Below are 21,033 nucleotides of genomic sequence, written 5' to 3'. Positions count from 1 at the left end.
CTCCCGATACATCATGCGGATAAAGCACCATGTACCAGATAGACGATTATGATTTGAAAATGTTGACCTTACTGCAAACCAATGGCCGTTTAACCAATCAGGAGTTAAGCGAGCTTATCGGGTTATCCGCATCGCAATGCTCGCGCCGCCGCATTGCGCTTGAGCAGGCTCAGCAGATTCTGGGCTACCACGCCCGTCTGGCCCCTAATGCCATCGGGTTAGAGTGCCTTGGTTTGATCGAAGTAAGGCTTATCAACCATACTGCGGACTATGTAGAACGCTTTCACCAGATGCAGGGAGAGGTGGATGCGATTATTGATGCCTACAAAACCACCGGCGATGCCGACTATTTACTGAAAGTTGCGGTGGCCGATTTGCAGGGGCTGAGCGATCTTATCAGCCGTATTTTGTCACAGAACAAAAGCGTTTCTCACCTTAAAACATCCGTTGTGCTGAATCGTCTGAAAGAGAACGGGCTGATGTTGCCAAACTGAATGCTTGCACCACACTGGGGCAAAACGCTTCTTTTTGGTGCATGAAGATAATGAATTCACGCATAAAAGCCGTTATTCACGCGCAAACCATGCAATTAATAAAGAAATAATGCAATTTTCATGCAGTATGTAACTTAAACATTTCAATAACTTAAACTTATTTCCGGTGCGAGTGCGCCAGAACGACCTGCGTCAACGCCATTTTTGGTGCATTTCTTGCTTTGCTATCCCCACATTTGATTTTTTTTATGCCATTGAGCACACCATGGATAACGTTGTTACAACCGAAAATCTAAAACATACGCTGCTGGAAGATGTTCTGGCCCTGTTGATTGGCTCATTGATGGTGTCGTTCGGGATCATCTTATCACGTCAATCCGGCGCGCTCACCGGCGGCACGGTGGGCATGGCTTTCCTGCTGCACTACATAACGCGTATCTCTTTCGGCACCATTTTCTTTTTGATTAACCTGCCGTTTTATTACCTGGCCGTTCGCCGTATGGGCTGGCATTTCACCATCAAGACCTTCTGCGCCGTCGGTCTGGTTTCCCTGCTGTCAGACGTGCACCCGCTGTTTGTGCACTTCGATAAACTTCAGCCTTTCTATGCTACGCTGTTTGGCAATATCATCATCGGTCTGGGCTTTATCGTGCTGTTTCGCCATAAGGCGAGCCTGGGCGGCGTCAATATTTTAGCGCTCTATCTTCAGGATCATTACGGCATTCGCGCCGGTAAGTTTCAAATGGCGCTTGATGTGGTGATTGTGCTGGCTTCCCTGTTTGTGGTAAGCATACCTATGCTGGTGGTTTCCGTATTGGGCGCCGTGATTCTTAACTTAATCATTGCGATGAATCACCGCCCGGGGCGTTATACGGTCTAACCCTCTTCGGCGTTAGCGCACGAGCTATAATAATGATTTACCCCCGATACCCCGCCACGCGTAAGGCGGGCAGACGATTATTTCAAGAGAAAAAACCGTGTTTCAACATGTCGATACCTATGCCGGAGATCCCATCCTGTCTCTGATGGAAAAATATAAGCAGGATCCGCGCACGGATAAGATCAATCTCAGTATCGGGCTCTATTACAACGAACAGAACATCATCCCGCAATTACGCGCCGTGAGCGGTGCGGTTGATGTGCTTGAAGCACAGCCTAGAGCAGCCACTTCCTATCTGCCCATGGAAGGTTTCCAGCCGTATCGTTCCGCTATCCAGACGCTACTGTTTGGTAAAGAACATCCGGCGCTGACCACTAACCGCATCGCAACTATCCAGACGCTGGGCGGTTCTGGCGCACTGAAAGTGGGTGCCGATTTTCTCAAACACTATTTCCCTGAATCCGAGGTGTGGGTCAGCGATCCGGCCTGGGAAAACCACATTGCCATTTTTGCCGGTACCGGATTTAAGGTACACACCTATCCCTATTTTGATGCGCAGACGCTCGGCGCGAATTTTGAGGCTATGCTCGCCACGCTGGAAAGCCTGCCGGCACGCAGCATTGTCTTGCTGCACCCGTGCTGCCATAACCCGACAGGTTCCGATCTGACCAACGCACAATGGGATCGCATTATTGAAACGGTGATCAAACACGAACTGATTCCGTTTATGGATATCGCCTATCAAGGCTTTGGCGGCGGCATTGATGCCGATGCTTACGCGCTGCGCGCAGTCGCCAGCGCGGGCGTTCCCGCCTTGATTGCCAACTCTTTCTCTAAGATTTTTTCGCTCTACAGTGAACGCGTCGGTGGGCTGTCCGTGGTATGTGAAGATGCCGATAGCGCCCAGCGCGTACTGGGGCAACTGAAAGCAGAACTGCCAACGCGCAATTTTAACTACCTGCTGACACAGCGCGGCATGTTCAGTTACACCGGTTTCAGCCCGGCACAGGTTGACCGTCTGCGCGAAGAATTTGGTGTTTACCTCATTGCCAGCGGCAGAATGTGCGTTGCGGGCCTTAACTCAGCAACGTCGTGCGCGTTGCCAAGGCGTTCGCCGCGGTTCAATAATTTTTCTCAAAGGCTTAACGCTGAAGTTAAGCCTTTTTTCCTCTGCCACCAACTCCTCTGACCTCCTCGCCATTACGTTGAGATTCATAAGAAACTTTTATATAGGGTAACATTGACACTCTGCCCACTCTGAACTACTACTTATGTGATATCTCACAATTTATTACCCAAAAGATTTCGATGGATAGGGCGAAGTCCTCGGCTGAGTCTGAGGTGAATGGGAGCCTGGCTCCCCCCTACCGTGAAAGAGAAAGGGTATTTTTCACATTCACTTTCTTAATCATTAACTTATATCATGATGTTGAACAGCCGATCGCTCGCTGTTTTGCGACAACAATAATAAGCATGAAAGATAATAAATGAAATCATTTCAGAAGCATTTCATTCTTCAAGTCAATTTACGACGACTCATTCTTTTCATCGCACTCTCCGGTATGTCGATTATTTTTGTAAATAGCTATTTCGCCTTCTATGACACGCAAAAAAAGTTATTGACCGATCAGTTTTTTAAAATAAATCTGAACTATTCATTAAAACTGGCAAATACTGTCGAGACTTTTTTTCCTCTTCTCAGTCACAACTCAGTTTTAGCGCTCAGCAGCTCGCTAATAGCATGCAAAATGCAGATACGCTGCAAAAAGAGGTGGAACGGATCCGGCAGATCGGTCATCGCTTCAATTCCGTCTCCGTCATTGATAAACAGGGCTATGTTCGTGCCTTTTCTCCATTACAACCTGGCGTTATTGATGCGCGGCTGACCTCCCCGTCTCATGGGGCCGCCGTTAACGCTAACGCCTTTTTTATCAGCCAGCCTTATGTTTCCCTGATCGGTAATCTGATTGTTTTTATTTCCGTGCCAATCTACAATGCTGAGGGTGAACAGTTAGGGTATGTCGGCGGTTCTATTTACCTTAATAACCGCAATGCGACAAATGAATTTATGAATTCCCAATTCGATGATGATAATTACGATACCTTTGTCCTTAATAAAGACGGTACGATTATTTATCATCATGATAAAAACAGAATTGGCCAGAAAATTGATGATAGTTCCTTACAACAAATGGCCCTGTTAGGAAATAAAGGCAATTTTCGGTTGACCTATTCGCAAGGGGCAACATTTTTAGCTGGCTTTGCAAAAGTTAAAGGGGCGGATTGGGTTATTCTCACTTTACAATCGGAGCAGATCGTCACCCAGGCATTGAATAATGTGATGATCGATGTGACCAAGAAAAGCGCCCCCGTGGTGCTGATCACGTTCTTTATGATTACCCTGCTCACCATCTATATTGCTAACCCATTGCGGATGTTGGATGTTGGGGTTGGCAGCCAGTCGAATGGACGACCCCGACGTGATCAGCAAGATTCGCGCGGTATCCTCCTGGTATTTTGAGGTTGAGCACCTCAAACGCGTTATTCTGTGGGGTACCATTCTGCTGCATAAACGTATTGGTAAACTCAGTTCACAGACTCACACTGACCCGCTCACCGGCCTGCTTAACCGACGTGGGTTACATGACAATATTGAGATGTCGCTGCTCAATAACAGCGTCGTTTCCGTGATTGTTATCGATATCGATCACTTTAAAAACGTGAATGACACCTATGGGCACGATGTGGGTGATGAAGTGATCAAAATGTTGGGACGCCATCTGAAAACCAACTCACGCAAAACGGATCTGATGTGCCGAACGGGAGGTGAGGAGTTTTTAATGCTGTTGCCCGGCATTGATATTCATCTGGCTGTTGTCATCGCTGAGCGTTTGCGCAAAAACGTCGCGGAAATGAGTTTCCCCATCTGCCAGCACATCACCATTTCAATTGGTGCCACTTTCTTCCTGCCAAAAGAAGTGCCTATCGATGCTGCGCTGAAAACCGCGGACAATGCACTCTATCGCGCCAAAAAAGCGGGGCGTAATAAGGTGATTGTGCAGAATATTCCAGAAGATTTGGCGCTGATGCTGCATGAGCAGCAGAAGGATTGATATTGGCGAGTGCAGGAAAAACTGAGCGCTGCCATGCAGCGCTCAGAATAGAAGTCAAAATGAGGTCCAGTCCTGATTATTTTGTGCTGCCGTACCCGCAGCCAACGCCAATGCCGGCTTGGCAGGCCGAGTAACCGTTGCTTCTCGTGGCGCCGATTGGGCTGAAACCGTATTCCCGACATTGAGTTTAAATACGCTCACCGTATGGGTTAATACAGAAGCCTGTGATTGCAGCGACATTGCTGCTGCCGCAGACTCTTCTACCAGAGCAGCATTTTGCTGCGTCGTGGTATCTATCTGCCCAACCGCGATGTTGATCTGGCTGACACCATCGCTCTGCTCTTGGCTTGCTTGTGAAATCTCCGCAATAATCGCGTTAACTTCCTGCACATGGTTGGTCAAACGGCCCAGGGCTTCATCAGCGTTGTCCACCAGATTCATCCCGTCCTGAATTTTGCTGACGGAATCATCGATCAACTCTTTGATCTCCTTGGAGGCCGTTGCGCTGCGCCAGAGAACGCACCTCGCTCGCGACCACGGCAAAACCGCGCCCCTGCTCACCGGCACGCGCTGCTTCTACGGCCGCATTCAACACCAGAATATTGGTTTGAAACGCAATGCTGTCGATAACGCCGATAATCTCAGCCATACGCTGCGATGACGATTGAATGCCGCGCATTTTTTGCGTCACTGAGAGCATCACTTCACTGCTATTTTTAGCTGCATCCGATGCCTGATGAGAAACCGATGTTGCCTGACGCGTGTTATCTGCGGTGTTCTTAATGGTCGAGGTCAGTTCTTCCATGAAAGAAGCGGTTTGCTCAAGCGAACTGGCCTGCTCTTCCGTGCGTGCAGAAAGATCCTGATTACCTGCGGCAATCTGCGAAGCGGCAGTGGAAATGGCCTCAGCACCATCGCGCACCTGACCGACAATATGACGTAAGATGCTGTTCATATTGTCCAGAGCCTTGAGCAACAGCCCGGTTTCATCCTGATGGGCGGCCTGCACCTGAAAAGTAAGATCGCCCTGTGCGACACGATCGGCCAATGCCAGCGCTTGATGAATCGGACGCGTCACGCTACGTGTAATCAGCCAGGCTATCACCACACCCGCCACGGCTGCCACCAGGCAGATCAACACCAGCAGTAGACGAGTTTGATTGTAGGTGGTCGTCATGGTGTCGAGGGTTTTGTTCATCGTGCCATTTTGAAAAGCAACCAATTTGCGCACTTGCTCGCGGTAGTTACGTTGCACCTCATTCATGGTGGTGATGAATTCCCGCACACCAGCGTCACGATCGCCCGCATTCAGTGAAGAGATAATTTTATCGCCTGATGCCAGAAACTGTGGGCGAATTTGTTGGATATCCCGAATAATTTGTTGAGATGCCTCAGGGCTGTTACTGGCAACCAATTTATCCAACAGTTGGACACCGCGTTTGCGCAAGTCACTTAGCATATCCAGCATGCTTTTCACCTGAGCAGAATCGGTAACCAGCAGCAGACGCTGATAAGCGACAAGCGTGCTATTCACCACCGGTGGTTGTCACCGTATCCGGATAAACCCGTGTCACAATCAGCTTCGCATCTTCGTGAAATAGCGATAATTTCGTGATTGAGAACGCATTAACCACAAACAACATCAGCACCAGAAAAGCAAACCCACTGCCCAAGCGATAGCCGATGCGCCAGTTAGCGATATTCATTCTTCACTCCTTTCCCCTATTGCATACCACAGTCAGGTTATTCTTCCATTGTTAAATACCATCAGAATGAGTAATGACCTGTTGCTGGCGAAGCACACAGAATCGCCTGTCTCGCATTAACACTAAGCAATATAAATGGCTGTTTTGCCGATGTAAGGGAAATAGCATTCCCTCACCCATGATTCAGTGCTATCATCGAAAAATAAAATTAGACGCTAAGTATTCTGCTCGACGTTAACAAGCAATCGCCGTCATGGTACGTTGCTGATCTTTGTTATCTGCTTCGTTTTGCCCCAGCCCCCCCTGATGTCTCTAGGTTTATCGGCAGCAACCCTATAATCTTTACCACATTGATCGTTTTAATCACTTAAAAAATAACAAAAAAAAACAAAAACTATCAATATAGGTAGATCGATAGAATCATGCAATAAGTAAAAAATCTCTCTGCATATATTTTTTCACGGGGTGAGTAACACCCTGCATGCAGGGAAAATAGAAAATATTTCTATTAGGATAAACGCCAGAGGGGAATTTCATGGCCGAGAAAATAACATTAAATAATAGTGCTGCAACAAAGACGTGCTTATCGAAATAACAGGCATACGAACACACAATTATAATCACGACGCCCGGCTTAACCCAGGCGTCGTGAAAAGCACTAACCGCGTGCCAATATTGGCTTAAGGAAACGCGCAGTGTGTGATTGTTCGCAATTCGCTACCGTTTCAGGGGTGCCGAACACCAGAATCTGACCGCCGCCGCTGCCCCCTTCCGGGCCAAGATCCACAATCCAGTCTGCGGTTTTAATCACATCCAGGTTATGCTCAATCACCACAATGGTATTGCCCTGATCGCGCAACTGGTGCAAAACATCCAACAGTTGCTGAATATCAGCAAAGTGCAGCCCGGTGGTCGGCTCATCGAGAATGTAGAGGGTCTGGCCCGTTCCACGTTTGGACAGCTCGCGAGAGAGCTTCACGCGTTGCGCCTCCCCGCCAGAGAGCGTCGTGGCCGACTGCCCAAGACGAATATAGGAAAGCCCAACGTCGATCAACGTTTGCAGTTTACGCGCCAATGCGGGAATGACATCAAAGAAATCACGCGCTTCTTCAATAGTCATTTCCAGCACTTTGTGAATGCTTTTACCTTTATATGTGATTTCCAGCGTTTCACGGTTGTAGCGTTTGCCTTTGCACTGATCGCACGGCACGTAGATATCCGGCAGAAAGTGCATTTCCACTTTGATAACGCCATCACCCTGACAGGCCTCACAGCGTCCGCCGCGCACGTTAAAACTGAAACGCCCTGGGTTGTATCCTCGGCTTCTGGCCTCCGGCACGCCAGCAAACAGTTCACGGATCGATGTAAACACGCCGGTGTAAGTCGCCGGATTGGATCGCGGTGTACGCCCGATCGGACTTTGATCGATATCGATCACCTTATCAAAATGCTCAAGACCGTGAATCTCGCGATACGGTGCCGGTTCTACCAGCGTCGCCCCGTTAAGCTGGCGCTGTGCCAGCGGGAACAGCGTGTCGTTAATCAGCGTCGATTTACCGGAACCGGAGACACCGGTAATACAGGTGAACAACCCGACAGGCAGCGTCAGTGTCACGTCTTTCAGGTTGTTGCCTTTGGCACCCACCAGTCTCAATACTTTGGTGGGGTCGGCGGATACACGCTGAGGCGGTACTGAGATTTTCCGTTCGCCACTGAGATACTGGCCAGTCAGCGATTCTGGCACCGCCATAATCTGCTCAACCGAGCCTTCCGCTACCACCTGCCCACCGTGTACCCCCGCGCCCGGCCCGATATCAATCACATGGTCCGCAGCACGGATGGCGTCTTCATTGTGCTCCACCACGATCACGGTGTTACCCAGATTACGCAGGTGGATCAGCGTCTCCAGCAGGCGTTCGTTATCACGCTGGTGCAGACCGATAGAGGGTTCATCCAGTACATACATCACCCCGACCAGCCCAGCGCCAATTTGGCTCGCCAGACGGATGCGTTGCGCCTCACCGCCAGAAAGCGTTTCGGCAGAACGCGACAGCGACAGGTAGTTCAATCCCACGTTCACCAGAAACTTCAAACGATCGCCTATCTCCTTCAACACTTTTTCGGCAATCTGCGCGCGCTGTCCGCTCAACTTCATGTTTTGGAAGAACGTCATCGCATGGCCGATGCTCATGTCTGAGATCTGCGGCAGCGTAGTCTGTTCGACAAACACACGGCGCGCTTCTTTACGTAAACGCGTACCATTGCAACTGGCGCAAGGACGGTTGCTGATGAACTTGGCCAGCTCTTCACGCACCGCGCTCGATTCCGTTTCCTTGTAACGCCGCTCCATGTTATTCAACACCCCTTCGAAAGGGTGGCGTCGCACGGAGGTGTCACCACGATCGTTGATGTATTTGAACTCGATGGTCTCTTTACCGGAACCGTAGAGAATAATGTGGCGGATTTTTTCACTCAGGCTGTCGTAAGGCGCTTCTACATCAAAGCGGTAATGATCCACCAACGAACGCAGCATCTGAAAATAGTAAAAGTTACGCTGATCCCAGCCGCGAATCGCTCCACCCGCCAGCGACAGCTCGCCGTTCTGCACGACGCGAGCCGGATCGAAGAACTGCTGTACGCCCAACCCATCACAGCTCGGGCAAGCACCTGCCGGGTTGTTGAAGGAGAACATGCGCGGCTCCAACTCGTGCATGCTATAGCCACACTGTGGGCAGGCGAAGTTGGCGGAGAACAGCAGTTCAGGCTGCTTGCTGTCATCCATATCCGCCACGATGGCGCTACCGCCGGAGAGCTCGAGTGCGGTTTCAAACGATTCCGCCAGGCGCTGCGCCAAATCCTCACGCACTTTGAAACGATCGACCACCACTTCAATGGTGTGCTTCTTCTGTAACTCCAGCTTGGGTGGATCGGAAAGATCGCACACCTCGCCGTCGATACGGGCGCGGATATAACCTTGTGTCGCCAGGTTTTCCAGCGTCTTGGTGTGTTCCCCTTTGCGATCTTTGACGATGGGAGCAAGCAGCATCAGGCGTGTACCTTCCGGCTGCGCCAGCACGTTATCCACCATCTGACTGACCGTCTGGGCCGCCAGCGGCACGTCGTGATCCGGACAGCGCGGCTCACCCACTCGGGCAAAAAGCAGGCGCAGATAGTCATGAATTTCGGTAATCGTGCCTACGGTAGAGCGCGGGTTATGAGAAGTGGATTTTTGCTCAATGGAAATCGCCGGTGAAAGCCCTTCGATATGGTCAACGTCCGGTTTTTCCATCAAAGAGAGAAACTGGCGCGCATAGGCAGACAACGATTCAACGTAGCGCCGCTGCCCTTCCGCATACAGGGTATCAAACGCCAGCGACGACTTACCGGACCCCGACAGCCCGGTGACCACAATCAGTTCATCGCGCGGAATTATCAGGTTGATATTTTTGAGGTTATGAGTACGGGCACCACGAACTTCGATCTTATCCATTCACATACATCCCGGAGTTAACGCTATTTTCATCATCCCGCAGGAGGAGATAACCGGTACGAAACGTGCAATTATGACACAAAAAAACACCCACTGCGTTTTTTAGCACCGCGTCTGGCGGTCCAATAGGGGGGACAAGCAGAAGAAATACGCTAACAAAAAACTGAATAAATATCCAGTACTGCGATGCAACTATGTAATCAACAAAAAAGTGTGGATGCGACATCGCGGGTACTCAGCACAGTGCTAGCATGTTATGATTTCTGGCTTAGACTTTAAGTATTTACTCATCAGGAGATACAAGCATGGCCAGCAGAGGCGTTAATAAAGTGATTCTTGTTGGAAATCTGGGGCAAGACCCGGAAGTCCGTTATCTGCCGAACGGCGGTGCCGTTGCTAACCTGACTCTGGCCACGTCAGATACCTGGCGCAACAAGCAGACTGGCGAGCAAAAAGAGCGCACAGAATGGCACCGTGTCACGCTGTACGGAAAGCTGGCTGAAGTGGCAGGGGAATACCTGCGTAAAGGCTCACAGGTATATGTCGAAGGCCAATTACGCACGCGTAAATGGCAGGATCAAAGCGGGCAGGATCGCTACGCCACGGAAGTGGTGGTAGACATCTCCGGCTCCATGCAGATGTTGGGTGGCCGTCAAGGCGGTGGCGCACCGGCAGGCGGCAATGCAGGCAACAACGCACCGCAGGGTGGCTGGGGACAGCCGCAGCAACCGCAGGGCGGTCAGGCCTTCAGCGGTGGCGCACAGCAAGCGCCACGCCAGCAGAACAATGCCCCGATGTCTGGCGGCAATGAACCACCGATGGACTTTGACGACGATATTCCATTCTAAGTTGTTGGTTCAGTAAAAACATAACGTCCTGCTTTAGCAGGACGTTATGTTTGAAACATGCATAATGGTACAACTTCGCTAACCATCCGCTATTTCACCATACCGCCGTTATACAGCTCATCGCCTCTTCCTGAGTTAATCATTTCATTGACATATTGCCGACGCTCAGAGCGCGCTTTTGCACTCTTCTCTTGGTCTTCCCTGTATTGCTCTTCTCGTGCTCGCATAAATTGCATATGTTTCTGTGAGCTATTAAATTTGGCATTGGCGCTTTTACTCAGCGTATCAATTTTTGCATTGATCTTTTCCAAGTTAGCCATTTTTGATGCGTGATGCCGGTAGGAAGATGTCTTTATTTGACCTGCCAGCTGGTTCGCGCGCGCTTTTACCGCGCCCAGATCGGTTAACACCTGTTTAAGACTGCGTGCATCAGGACGCTGCCAGAACGTGGAATTGTACAGATTACGATTAAACATCGCCGTCTGATTTTCAACGTGTTTCAATGCTTTTCTCAACGCCAGAATGTCCTTCATTCGGACAGTTTTAGCACTGGTTGTCGTCTCTCTATTCGCCGCACTGATTTGATAACTGTTTGCTGCCGAAATACTCAACATTATCGCTAATACCTTTCAATTGTTAAATCCAGCGCTAATGTTAAAAGGTGATCAAAGAGTAATCTTCCATTTATAGCTTGCAATCTGAGTAAGGCCCGGCGTCTTCACCGATTAACGCAATGCGTGCTGAGTTTCCCGCTCTGCAAGCTGTGTTTGCGCGGTTTTCTGCATCATGCGGCGCAAGCGGGAAAGCCCGACATCATGCTGGTAGAGATATTCATAAGTGCGGGCGTCCGGGGCAAGATTCTCCAGCAAGAGACGATCCTGTTCCAGCACCGCCCAATGCAATTTTTCCAAACGATTTCGATACATAAAACGCCACAAATCGCGCTGCCAACCGGTAACACGACGAATACGCCAGAAAAAAACGCGGCAGTTATCGTTATCCTCCGGCACTACCATGCTGACAATCCAGAAAGGACCGCCGGGCCCGAAACGTTTTTGATAGGGGATCGAGAGTCGCATCCAGTAAACACCGCTGACACCTAACTCCACCCAATCAAAATTAACGCCACGTTGGTTTTCTTTTCTGAAAATAAAACCACTTGATGTCGGATCGAGCACCATCTCCGCTTTACGCTCGCCCTGCGCCATAGAGTGAGAAGTGGAGTGCAGATAAGTGCCGTGCATCGGGTCCATCACATTTTCCAGCGCATACTGGTAGTTACATCGCCAGGCGGCAGTACAGAGAAAATGGCTATAGGTTTCGCTGTCAGTCAGTTCTTCAGGAAACACGAGCGCTTCCGGTTCCTGATTGGCGGTAATACCAAACCAGAGAAAAATGGCGCCATAAGCTTCTTTAACCGGATAGCTCAACACCATACGTTGCCCAATTAACGGACAGCGTTCAACGGCGGGCACATCTTTGACTACCCCATCGCCTGCGACCTCGACACCGTGATACCAACAGGCGATGCGATCGCCAAGATTCCATCCCAATGACAGACGAGCGCCCCGGTGCGGACAACGGTCTTCCAACGCCTGGACCTGCCCATTGCTGTCGCGCCATACAACAATCTGCTCCCCCAAACGCGTGATGCCGACAGGGGTAGACTGCACCTCCCAACTGGCCAAAACGGGATACCATAAACCCTGTAATCCTCGATCGAGGTACTTCTGCACAGCTGAATCCATTGCACCTCCTTTACTCACCTACTCACCGTGTTCTTGCAAAAAAGTCCGCAGGTTCGCTTCCAGCCAGGGTTGTCCCTGCTGATCGTACATCGCGGCGGCGTTCAATCTCTCTACCAGCGCGGGCAGAGTTTCAATGCCTTGATCAAACAGGGTTTCCAGCTCTGCAATAAAGGTCAACGTCCAAGGATCTAGCACGCAGTTTCGGCTCTGCCAGATAAGATTGCGATAATCGCCGGGAGAATGGATGCACCCGTTGCCACCGCCAATGGAAGGGATGGCAGGCTGCTGCTGTACCAGCGCCGGGTTGAATTCCTGATCGGCCTTCATGCTACGGTTTCCTCCGTTAATAGAATTTGAATTTGGTTTTCAAATCGCCGTACCCGGTAACAGTGCAGGTCACGTTCACCCGGCCCGCCGAGGCATTGCCCGCTTTTAATATCGAACACCGCGCCGTGTAGGGGGCACTCAACGCTACCGTCTTCAATAAATCCCTGACTCAACAAGGCGTAGGCGTGCGGGCAAATATCCTCAAGGGCGTAGTAATCGCCTTCGAGCAGATAGATACCGACAGCGTGGTCTTCCACGCTAGCGCTAAACGGCCTGTTTTCCTGTATCTGGTCTGCTTCGCAAACACGGACCCAGCACATAGCACTCTCCGGCATAAGTTTTATTAAAGAAACAAAGGTTCTTCACATCGAACAACTATAAAATTGATGCTTAAATCGTCAAGGCAGGGAGCTTATCAAGAGTGGAATTTGTTAAAGCGCGCGATTCAAGCGCAGTCAGATATTCCTGATGAGGGAATACAAAGAAGGTATTGAGAATGGCAACGCCAGCCAACTGACGTTGCCCAATCCTAGCGCAACGTATAACCCCCGTCGCAATAGAGCGTGTTGCCCGTCATATGCGAGTTATCGAGCAGAAACAGCGCCGCGTGGGCCTGTTCTTCCACGGTCGCAGGGCGTTGCAGCACGTTGAGTGCACCACTGCTGGTAAGCCGCTTCGCGCACCTGCGCCGGGCGTCGCTGCCACAGTGCGCTGTCAGTCGTCCCGGGTGACAAGCAGTTTACCCTGCGCAGCGCCAACTCAACGGCCAGCCCGCGAGCCAGCCCCTCCAGCGCGGCATTGCACGCCGCATAAGCGGGCGCGCCAAGGGGACGAGCGGAAGCCGCGCCCGACATCAATACCACGGCGGCATTCGGCAACAGAGAGGGCAAAGCGGCATAGACTGCCCAATACTGCCCCCAGCATTTGGCCTGAAACAGAGCTTCGCTGGTCTCAATGCTCCCTTCCTGAAAAGCGCCGGTGGTATAGGAAGCCGCAGGCGTAAAGAGTCCGGCAAGCGATGAGGTGTACGAGAAGAAGGCAGCCAGAGAAGCGAGATCGGTACTCTGTCAACAGCGTATCCGGACGCACGCTCCCCCAACAACACAAGCGCGTTAGCCCGCTTTTCCGGCGAACGCCCCCCGATCACCACGCGATCGCCGCGCGCGACCTAGTTGCTGAGCAAGAGCAAACCCAATGCCTGAAGTTCCACCAAGAATGGCGTAAGTCTGTGTATTTTTCATAAATCAGAGCATATTGGCGAATTGTATTCCGGTAAAATGAAATAAACTACATTAATCTATTCCTGAAATTCACTAATTGATTAACATGCGACATTATCCGGGTGACGATATTGGTGTGTTCCTGACAGTATGTGACAGCGGTAACTTCACCGCAGCGGCAGCGCTGCTTGGGCTCACACCTTCTGCGGTCACCAAATCCATTCAGCGACTCGAGAACCGTCTGAGAACCCGGTTATTCACTCGCACCACCCGACAGCAGGTAATAACGGCAGAAGGAGTGACCTATCGGGATGCCTGCCGAGCAGCCAGGAACGATGTCGAGCGCGTCGAGACGCTGCTCGCCAGCCTCAATGCAGAACCGGCAGGCCGGTTAGCGGTGAGTGTACCGCCACTGCTCGGCGCAAGCGTCGCCACTCCCACTCTGTTAGCGCTGTGCCAGCAGTGGCCACAGTTGAGTATCAGTATCTCGACGTCTATCGACATGGCCGATCTGTTCGATGGGTCGGTCGATCTGGCCGTGCGCGTTGGAGAATTGCCAGATACCGCAGGCATAATCGCCAAAAGGTTAGGAACGCAACGCATCGTGTTATCACGCCAGATACCCGTCTGCTACTCGATGGCGCGCTGCTGACGGTTAACGCGATAAAAGCCGGATACGGCCTGGGTACAATCCCCTACTGGTTGGTCAAAGAGGAACTCGAAAGCGGCTTGCTGGTGAGCGTACTGGACGAGATTATTGCCGGGCATTTGGCCATTCATGCCTTATGGCGGGCAACACGCGTGATGTTGCCGCGTTTACGCCTAGCAATAGATGCACTGGTCGCCGCCACCGCAACACGGTTCTAAGGTGGCATCAGGCAAGTGTGTTGAGCGGTTTTACCGACTCTCGCGCCACCAAACGCCCGGCCAATTCAACATGCTGCGTCACCCCAAGCGACTGCGCAGGAACGAGCTGCTGTGTTAGTAATTGCAGCGCAGCTCTGGCAACCGCATCAAGCGGCAAATGCATCGTGGTGAGCGATACCGGCAGCATATCCAGCGGCAAAATATTATCCATTCCCACCAGCGAAATATCATCAGGAACACGGATGCCACGCTGCGCCAACGCATCCACCACGCCCACCGCCTGATTGTCCGCAGCGCAAAAAATCGCGGTAACACCGAGGCGATCAGGATGTGCAGAGAGCCAGCGCAGCATGGCATCGCGCGCCGTGAGGGGGTGAAAATCAGGCAAAGAAAGAATCAATGATTCATCGACAGCAATACCCGCCCGCAGCAATGCATCACGGTAGCCGCGTTCTCGCTGTTTGATTGTAATACAAGACGACCAGGTCAAATGCAGAATACGGCGGTGCCCGTGTTCTATCAGGTGGCGCACAGCACAGGCCGCAGCGGGATAGTTAGCCGGCATGACACTGTTTAAACACATCGAAGGATCTTCACCGTTAATCAGAACAGCAGACATTCCGCTTTTCACCACCGCCTGCAACAACGGGGCGCGATCGTCATTGACAATCAGAATTCCACTCTGGCGTCCACCTTGTAGTGCCGCGATCAGTTGATCTTCCGTAATGGCGTCATTCTCCGCAGGAAACGGACGCAGTCGGATATTACGCTGCACACACAACGCTTTTAGCGCATTGATCAATGACAGTGAAACCAGATTGTAGTCGCTCTCCAGCATCAGGTTGCGCGGTGCGACCAGCAGGACATGACGCAAGGGCTCCGTGGCTTCTGGCACCGGTTTCGCCAACTTGTACAGCGGATAGCCCTGCTCAGCAGCGATCGCCAGGATCTGTTGCTTTACTTTGGCACTGATAGGCGCTGTGCCATTTAATACACGAGAAACGGTACTGATAGAAACGCCTGCGCACTCCGCGATATCCTTTAATGTCGCCATTGTTATTTTATCCCTGTGTTTGCGAGGCCGACGATAAGCGGTCCCGGCAAGAAATCACCGCCCCATCAGCCGCTCTGGTACCGTTTATCTCTACACTGCTGATGGTGAACGTAACAACAACCGCAAGGATATTTGCGCACAGACCTTGAGGCTCAAGCCACAATGTCACATTTTCTTACGCCTTTCTGCTAGCACCAATGTTGTTATAATATAACATAACAGTATCATTTTCTTTGTATGGTACTCGCGTGTGAGTCTCTATTCCCTTTCTGCCCGGATGCGTATCAGCATCGCGCTGGCATTATTGTCGTTGTTATGGGCGTTAATTGCCTGGGCGGTAGCGCTGCCATGATCACATTGCACAACCTCACGTTCGGCTATGCCTCCTCTTCTCCACTTGGCACACTGAGCGGCTGCTTCAGCGCCGGTTCACTGACGGCTATCGTCGGCGAAAATGGCAGCGGCAAATCAACGTTGTTAAAAACCCTCGCGGGGCTTATTCCACCGCTGGCAGGATCGCTGACTCGCGATCGTAGCGCACTGCCGCGCATTGGCTATTTGCCACAGCTGTCGGAGTTCGATCGCCAGTTTCCGCTAAGCGTGCTGGATTTGGTTTTGATGGGAAGCCTGCCACAACGCGGGCTGTTCGGCGATCTGAATAGCGTCTGGCGACGCAACGCTCAGGCTGCGCTAGAGGCCGTCGCGATGGCAGGGTTCGCTGCCCGTCCCATCAGCCATTTGTCTGGCGGCCAGCTACAGCGTGTCCTGTTTGCCCGCTTGTTGCTGGCAGACACACCGGTGCTGTTACTGGATGAGCCGTTTACCGGCGTGGATGAAGAAACCACACAGGCGCTGCTGACCTTGATCCACCATCGTCATCAGCAAGGGTGTACCGTTCTGGCCGTGCTGCACGATCGCGCCATCGTCGAACACCATTTTCCGTTGGTGTTACAGCTCAGTACTGCGGGTCATCGTTGGGGAGCGACTCATGACATATTCACCTCGACAGTCCCCGCTTCGCGCAGCGATCAAGCGCGCGTCAGGGCGGTAGTATGATGACGATAAGTCTCCTTTCACCGCTGCTGGAGTTCGGATTTATGCGCCGCGCGCTGGTGGGTTGTATCGCGCTCACACTCAGCGCAACCCCGCTAGGGTGTTTTCTGCTGCTACGCCGCATGAGCCTGATCGGTGATGCGCTGTCGCACGCGGTGTTGCCTGGCGTCGCCATCGGGTATCTGCTCTCCGGCATGTCGCTATTGGCAATGGGCACCGGGGGATTTATCGCCGGGCTGGTCGTGGCGCTGCTTTCCGGTTTTGTCAGCCGCAACACGGCGCTAAAAGAGGATGCCAGCTTTGCCGGACTTTATCTTGGATCGCTGGCGCTCGGCGTGACGTTAGTGTCACTGCGCGGTTCTAGTGTCGATCTGCTGCACGTACTGTTTGGATCTATTTTGGCGGTGGATCGCAGTGCATTGATCGACATCGGCCTGATCTGCTCTGCCTCAATACTGCTGCTGGCGTGGCTATATCGCGCGCTGGTGATCGAATCGTTTGATGCCACCTTTATGCAGCTCAGTTCACCCCGAGGGCGCACGCTGATCCACGCATTATTTCTCGCGTTGGTGGTGCTCAATCTGGTGGCGGGCTTTCAACTGTTAGGCACGCTGATGACGGTAGGCATGATGATGTTGCCCGCCACCTGCGCCCGCTTCTGGACACAGCGCCTGCCGGTCATGCTGGCCGTCGCGGTGCTGGTGGGCATCGTATCCAGCCTTATCGGCCTGCTCTGGTCCTACTCTGCCTCACTGCCCGCCGAGCCTGCCATCATCCTGACAGCAACGCTGTTTTTCGCATTCTCCGTCGCATTCGGCTCAGAGGGCGGCATGCTTCGCGCGCGCCGCTAACATCATCCACCTGTCATCAATGAGGAAATCATGAAACATCCTGTTATCGCACTGGCGCTTTCCAGCCTGTTATTCAGCACGTTCGCGCTGGCGAAGCCCTTGCAAGTCGTGGCAAGCTTTTCCGTTTTAGGCGATATGGTCAGCCATATTGGCGGCGATCGCATCATCGTCACCGATTTGGTCAAGCCCAACGGCGATCCGCATGAATTCGAACCCTCGCCGCAAGACAGCAAAACGCTGGCGAAAGCGGATCTCGTTGTTGTTAACGGTCTGGGTCTGGAAGGCTGGCTGACGCGTCTGGTATCCGCCTCGGGCTATCAAGTATCAAGGGAAAGTAGTGACCGCTTCGCAGGGGATCCACACGCTGACCATGGAAGAAGATGGGAAGACTCAGACCGACCCACACGCCTGGAACAGCGCCGCCTTTAAACACAATGTGGACACCCTTGCCGCCAGCATGAAGTAAAGACAGCATTCTGGCGCGCGGGCTATTGTGCTCCCTGCGCCAGATATTTCTGCATCTCTGCCTCTGGCACCATCCCACCACCTGTCGCCCACACCAGATGTGTCGCCTGTTACATCACCGAAGCAGGCAGCGCAAGACGAGCCTGATAGTCAGCATCGCCAGCCACGCGCCACGGGCCCGCCATGCCGGCCAACGCGGAAGGTTCCAGACGAAGCGCTTCGGTTTGCGCCAGAATCGCCAGCAAACGATACATTTCATCGTCGCTCAGGGTGTAGTAACCATCAATGAGCCGCGCCATCGCGCGCCCGACAAAACCTGACGGGCGGCCCACAGCCAGTCCATCGGCAGCGGTCAGGTTGTCGATCCCCAAATCCTGTACCGCAATGCCATCATGCAAGCCGGTATAACCCCCCCCCCTCAGCAGCATACAGGGTGAATGCGTCGGCTCAGCGAAGATACAGTGTACGTGATCGCCAAATGCCAGTTTCAAACCGAACGCCACACCGTCCAGCCCACCGCCCACACCACAGGGCAGGTAGACAAACAGAGGATGCTCTGCATCCACCACGATGCCACGTTCGGCAAACTGGGCTTTGAGTCGACCACCCGCTACCGCATAGCCAAGAAACAGTGAGCGAGAGTTCTCGTCATCAATGAAAGAAGCAGTAGGGGTCGTCCTGTGCAGCCTTGCGACCTTGCGCGACGGCAACGCCGTAGTCCTGCTGATATTCCACGACGTCAACGCCGTGTGCGCGCAATCTGTCTTTTTTCCATTGGCGCGCATCCGCCGACATGTGAACCGAGACCTTGAAACCAAGGGTCGCCCCCATAATCCCGATCGACATACCGGGATTGCCCGTCGAACCGACGGCAATCCGGTATTGGCTAAAGAAGTGCCGTGCCTCTTCACTCGCCAGTTGGCGATAGTCATCCGTTGGTGCAATCAATCCCGCATTCAGCGCCAGTTGCTCTGCGTGTACCAGCACTTCATAGATACCGCCGCGCGCCTTGATCGAGCCGGAAATCGGCAGATGACTGTCTTTTTTCAGCAACAACTTTCCGGGCAATGCCTTGCCATAGCGGGAATCCAGCGCGGTTTGCATCGCGGCAATGTTCACCACATCAGACTCGATAATGCCTTCACTCGCCTCCAGCTCGGGGAATACCTGGCGCAGATAGGGGGCAAAACGGCGCAAACGCGCTTCGGCCTCCTGAACATCGGCCTGCGTAAGCCCCACATAGGGCAATCCCTCAGCAAGCGTTGTGCTGTCCGGGTTAAACCAGGTCACGTCACGCAGCGCAACCAGATCGGCCATGAGCGGATCGCGCTCAACCAACGTTTCAATATGAATATCAACCATTGTCTCCCTGCCTCCCTTTCACCCGATGCCACGCCAACAATACGCCGAATCCCGTTTGGGATCATCAACGTCATTTACCCATAAAAACACACCTGTTGACCCTGACAATGTTTATATCTGTATAAAAAACCTAACACTTCAAGTAAGTTATATTAATTAAAAAATTACCCTCATTGATAATCGGCATTTATAATTATCATTCTCAGCAACGCCGACATCATGCAGAGTACAGACTGGGTATTCAGTGGCTTGTAGCACATACACACCGCTTTTATCCTGCAACGGGTTCAACGAATACAGGTTAAACATTGCGTCATGCGGCAAACCGAAACGCCTTTTCTCAAGCCACGGTAGACATGGCCGATAACTTCACCAGATTGGCAAGGATGCGATATCTGAATCCACATGCCGAGTTATGTTCATCACCACTGATTGGATAATAACGATGCTATCCTCCAACAATGCCGGATTATGGTTCAGATTAATCATCATGCTGCTCAGCGCGGTATTGGCACTGTTCATTGGCCAATCCTTTATTGCGCAGTCGGAACAAAAGCGTCTGGTGAGCTACGCACAAGAAGTGCTGGCGCAAGGGGTCGCCGTCGCGCAAGAGAGTCGGGACACCGTGCAACGCATATTGTTACTGGGCAATATCCCCTGTTCCGATACCGACCTGCGTGAGTTACGCCTGCTGTCCTTTTACGCGCTTAATCTACGCGATGTGGGACGCATCGAGAACGATCGGCTGATCTGCTCTGCGGGATGGGGAAGGCTAACCCCCCCCATCGCCCTGCCGCCGCCCGATTTGACCACCTCAACCGGTACACAGCTGTGGACGGCAATGGAAAGGCTGGTCGACCCCAGGATCACCGCAGATATCGCCAGTCAGGGAGGCGTCGCGACCATTACCTCCTCAGCCGCTTTCCGCCGCTATTCACAGCCTCCACAGGGCTACAGCGCCACCTTAATCAATAAAAACCTCGACCATCCCTATCAAACCTTCGGCTCCCTCACACTCCCCCGTAAAGAAGACTTATGGCGTGGTGATGCCCTTTTCCATGCTCCAGGAATTGCAACTGATAAAGGCGATATCCGGGTAGATACTGCGCAGCAAGCGGCGACCATGCTCGCCAATGCAAGACTGGCTGCTGTCATCAATGCGGCCACCGATAATGGTCACTTCTATCTGTTTGAATTCCGACAAGAACAGCGCAATCTGCAAATCTACCGTGATGGCGCGCAGCGGCAGGTGAGTCAGATTACGCGCCAGCTCAAGCGTTGTGGTACCGGCATCCAGAACCACGGCATCCCCCGGTTGCACCAGTGAAGCCGCGTAGCGGGCGATAGCCTGCTTCTCTGCCAGATTACGGTGCAGCTTCTCATTGGTAGTCGGCTGCGAGGGAATAAAGCGGTTGAGCATGACGCAATCCACCATGTCCGGGCCGAAATGCAGCCGGGCGGCCTCGGCCAGATACCCGCCGTTGCCGGTGGCGTCAAAGGCGGCCCCCACCAGACGCGGCAGCCGGGTCAGGATAGTGAGCATTATCTGCTTTTG

The 21,033-nt window shown here is 52.4% G+C and carries 16 protein-coding genes and 7 pseudogenes; 11 read left to right on the top strand and 12 right to left on the bottom strand.

The window, feature by feature from the left end; genetic code table 11:
- The first annotated feature begins 29 nt into the window (after positions 1–29).
- The 5 genes and pseudogenes from ACMZI0_RS19315 to ACMZI0_RS19295 all read left to right on the top strand — a co-directional run bounded on the left by ACMZI0_RS19315 (position 30) and on the right by ACMZI0_RS19295 (position 4,487).
- The gene (locus ACMZI0_RS19315) at positions 30–494 is read left to right on the top strand and encodes an Lrp/AsnC family transcriptional regulator (RefSeq protein ID WP_415674171.1); all 465 of its coding nucleotides are present in this window, start codon (positions 30–32) and stop codon (positions 492–494) included.
- A 265-nt stretch (positions 495–759) separates the two neighbouring features.
- Positions 760–1,374, top strand: coding sequence for a YitT family protein (locus ACMZI0_RS19310; protein ID WP_415674170.1), 615 nt, complete (start codon positions 760–762; stop codon positions 1,372–1,374).
- Positions 1,375–1,471: 97 nt separating this feature from the next.
- Positions 1,472–2,502 (top strand): annotated as a pseudogene (locus tag ACMZI0_RS19305) (amino acid aminotransferase).
- A 613-nt stretch (positions 2,503–3,115) separates the two neighbouring features.
- Complete coding sequence (locus ACMZI0_RS19300; protein WP_415674169.1) at positions 3,116–3,895, top strand: cache domain-containing protein; 780 nt, start codon at positions 3,116–3,118, stop codon at positions 3,893–3,895.
- The gene (locus ACMZI0_RS19295; RefSeq protein ID WP_415674168.1) at positions 3,840–4,487 is read left to right on the top strand and encodes a GGDEF domain-containing protein; all 648 of its coding nucleotides are present in this window, start codon (positions 3,840–3,842) and stop codon (positions 4,485–4,487) included. The genes ACMZI0_RS19300 and ACMZI0_RS19295 overlap by 56 nt, the downstream gene beginning before the upstream one ends.
- 54 nt (positions 4,488–4,541) lie before the next feature.
- Here the strand turns inward: ACMZI0_RS19295 and ACMZI0_RS19290 are convergent.
- Both ACMZI0_RS19290 and uvrA read right to left on the bottom strand, forming a co-directional pair.
- Positions 4,542–6,193: pseudogene (locus ACMZI0_RS19290) on the bottom strand (methyl-accepting chemotaxis protein).
- 658 nt (positions 6,194–6,851) lie between these two features.
- Complete coding sequence (gene uvrA, locus ACMZI0_RS19285) at positions 6,852–9,683, bottom strand: excinuclease ABC subunit UvrA (protein ID WP_415674167.1); 2,832 nt, start codon at positions 9,681–9,683, stop codon at positions 6,852–6,854.
- A gap of 305 nt (positions 9,684–9,988) precedes the next feature.
- On the opposite strand from uvrA, the gene ACMZI0_RS19280 reads away from it, so the two are divergent.
- Positions 9,989–10,531 carry a single-stranded DNA-binding protein gene (locus tag ACMZI0_RS19280; RefSeq protein ID WP_415674166.1) on the top strand — a complete coding sequence of 181 codons (543 nt, stop codon included), beginning with the start codon at positions 9,989–9,991 and terminating at the stop codon, positions 10,529–10,531.
- 89 nt (positions 10,532–10,620) lie between these two features.
- Here the strand turns inward: ACMZI0_RS19280 and ACMZI0_RS19275 are convergent, their stop codons facing one another.
- From ACMZI0_RS19275 to ACMZI0_RS19250, 6 genes are all read right to left on the bottom strand, one after another.
- Positions 10,621–11,145 (bottom strand): hypothetical protein, encoded by a 525-nt coding sequence (locus tag ACMZI0_RS19275; RefSeq protein ID WP_415674165.1) that lies wholly within the window; start codon positions 11,143–11,145, stop codon positions 10,621–10,623.
- Between the two features lie 111 nt (positions 11,146–11,256).
- On the bottom strand, positions 11,257–12,279 hold the full coding sequence (locus tag ACMZI0_RS19270) for a Rieske 2Fe-2S domain-containing protein (protein WP_415674164.1): 1,023 nt from the start codon (positions 12,277–12,279) through the stop codon (positions 11,257–11,259).
- Between the two features lie 18 nt (positions 12,280–12,297).
- Positions 12,298–12,606, bottom strand: a complete 309-nt coding sequence (locus tag ACMZI0_RS19265; RefSeq protein ID WP_415674163.1) for a recombinase-like helix-turn-helix domain-containing protein — start codon at positions 12,604–12,606, stop codon at positions 12,298–12,300.
- A complete protein-coding gene (locus ACMZI0_RS19260; protein ID WP_415674162.1) occupies positions 12,603–12,926 on the bottom strand; it encodes a Rieske (2Fe-2S) protein in 324 nt (107 codons plus the stop codon). Before ACMZI0_RS19260 ends, ACMZI0_RS19265 begins: the two co-directional genes overlap by 4 nt.
- A gap of 209 nt (positions 12,927–13,135) precedes the next feature.
- On the bottom strand, positions 13,136–13,231 hold the full coding sequence (locus ACMZI0_RS19255) for a hypothetical protein (RefSeq protein WP_415674264.1): 96 nt from the start codon (positions 13,229–13,231) through the stop codon (positions 13,136–13,138).
- Entirely contained in the window at positions 13,191–13,652 is a 462-nt protein-coding gene (locus tag ACMZI0_RS19250) for an SDR family oxidoreductase (RefSeq protein WP_415674263.1), read from the bottom strand. Before ACMZI0_RS19250 ends, ACMZI0_RS19255 begins: the two co-directional genes overlap by 41 nt.
- A 280-nt stretch (positions 13,653–13,932) precedes the next feature.
- Between ACMZI0_RS19250 and ACMZI0_RS19245 the strand changes: the two are divergent.
- Positions 13,933–14,693 (top strand): annotated as a pseudogene (locus tag ACMZI0_RS19245) (LysR family transcriptional regulator).
- A 7-nt stretch (positions 14,694–14,700) separates the two neighbouring features.
- On the opposite strand, the gene ACMZI0_RS19240 reads toward ACMZI0_RS19245, so the two are convergent.
- Complete coding sequence (locus tag ACMZI0_RS19240; protein WP_415674161.1) at positions 14,701–15,747, bottom strand: LacI family DNA-binding transcriptional regulator; 1,047 nt, start codon at positions 15,745–15,747, stop codon at positions 14,701–14,703.
- 348 nt (positions 15,748–16,095) lie between these two features.
- Between ACMZI0_RS19240 and ACMZI0_RS19235 the strand changes: the two genes are divergently transcribed.
- From ACMZI0_RS19235 to ACMZI0_RS19225, 3 genes and pseudogenes are all read left to right on the top strand, one after another.
- Positions 16,096–16,803 (top strand): metal ABC transporter ATP-binding protein, encoded by a 708-nt coding sequence (locus tag ACMZI0_RS19235; protein ID WP_415674160.1) that lies wholly within the window; start codon positions 16,096–16,098, stop codon positions 16,801–16,803.
- On the top strand, positions 16,800–17,651 hold the full coding sequence (locus ACMZI0_RS19230; RefSeq protein ID WP_415674159.1) for a metal ABC transporter permease: 852 nt from the start codon (positions 16,800–16,802) through the stop codon (positions 17,649–17,651). The genes ACMZI0_RS19235 and ACMZI0_RS19230 overlap by 4 nt, the downstream gene beginning before the upstream one ends.
- Positions 17,652–17,681: 30 nt before the next feature.
- Positions 17,682–18,075, top strand: a pseudogene (locus tag ACMZI0_RS19225) (metal ABC transporter solute-binding protein, Zn/Mn family); the annotation flags it as partial.
- 64 nt (positions 18,076–18,139) lie between these two features.
- Here ACMZI0_RS19225 and ACMZI0_RS19220 read toward each other — a convergent pair.
- Both ACMZI0_RS19220 and ACMZI0_RS19215 read right to left on the bottom strand, forming a co-directional pair.
- Positions 18,140–19,478 (bottom strand): annotated as a pseudogene (locus tag ACMZI0_RS19220) (D-serine ammonia-lyase).
- A 369-nt stretch (positions 19,479–19,847) separates the two neighbouring features.
- The gene (locus tag ACMZI0_RS19215; RefSeq protein WP_415674275.1) at positions 19,848–20,000 is read right to left on the bottom strand and encodes a hypothetical protein; all 153 of its coding nucleotides are present in this window, start codon (positions 19,998–20,000) and stop codon (positions 19,848–19,850) included.
- On the opposite strand from ACMZI0_RS19215, the pseudogene ACMZI0_RS19210 reads away from it, so the two are divergent.
- Positions 19,969–20,475: pseudogene (locus tag ACMZI0_RS19210) on the top strand (CSS-motif domain-containing protein); the annotation flags it as partial. The gene ACMZI0_RS19215 and the pseudogene ACMZI0_RS19210 overlap by 32 nt on opposite strands.
- 39 nt (positions 20,476–20,514) lie before the next feature.
- On the opposite strand, the pseudogene ACMZI0_RS19205 reads toward ACMZI0_RS19210, so the two are convergent.
- Positions 20,515–20,901: pseudogene (locus ACMZI0_RS19205) on the bottom strand (DeoR/GlpR family DNA-binding transcription regulator); the annotation flags it as partial.
- Positions 20,902–21,033: the final 132 nt, after the last annotated feature.

The organism is Symbiopectobacterium sp. (assembly GCF_047692315.1).
In the GTDB taxonomy this organism is placed as follows: domain Bacteria; phylum Pseudomonadota; class Gammaproteobacteria; order Enterobacterales; family Enterobacteriaceae; genus Symbiopectobacterium.
This window is presented reverse-complemented; position numbering and strand designations above follow the sequence as displayed.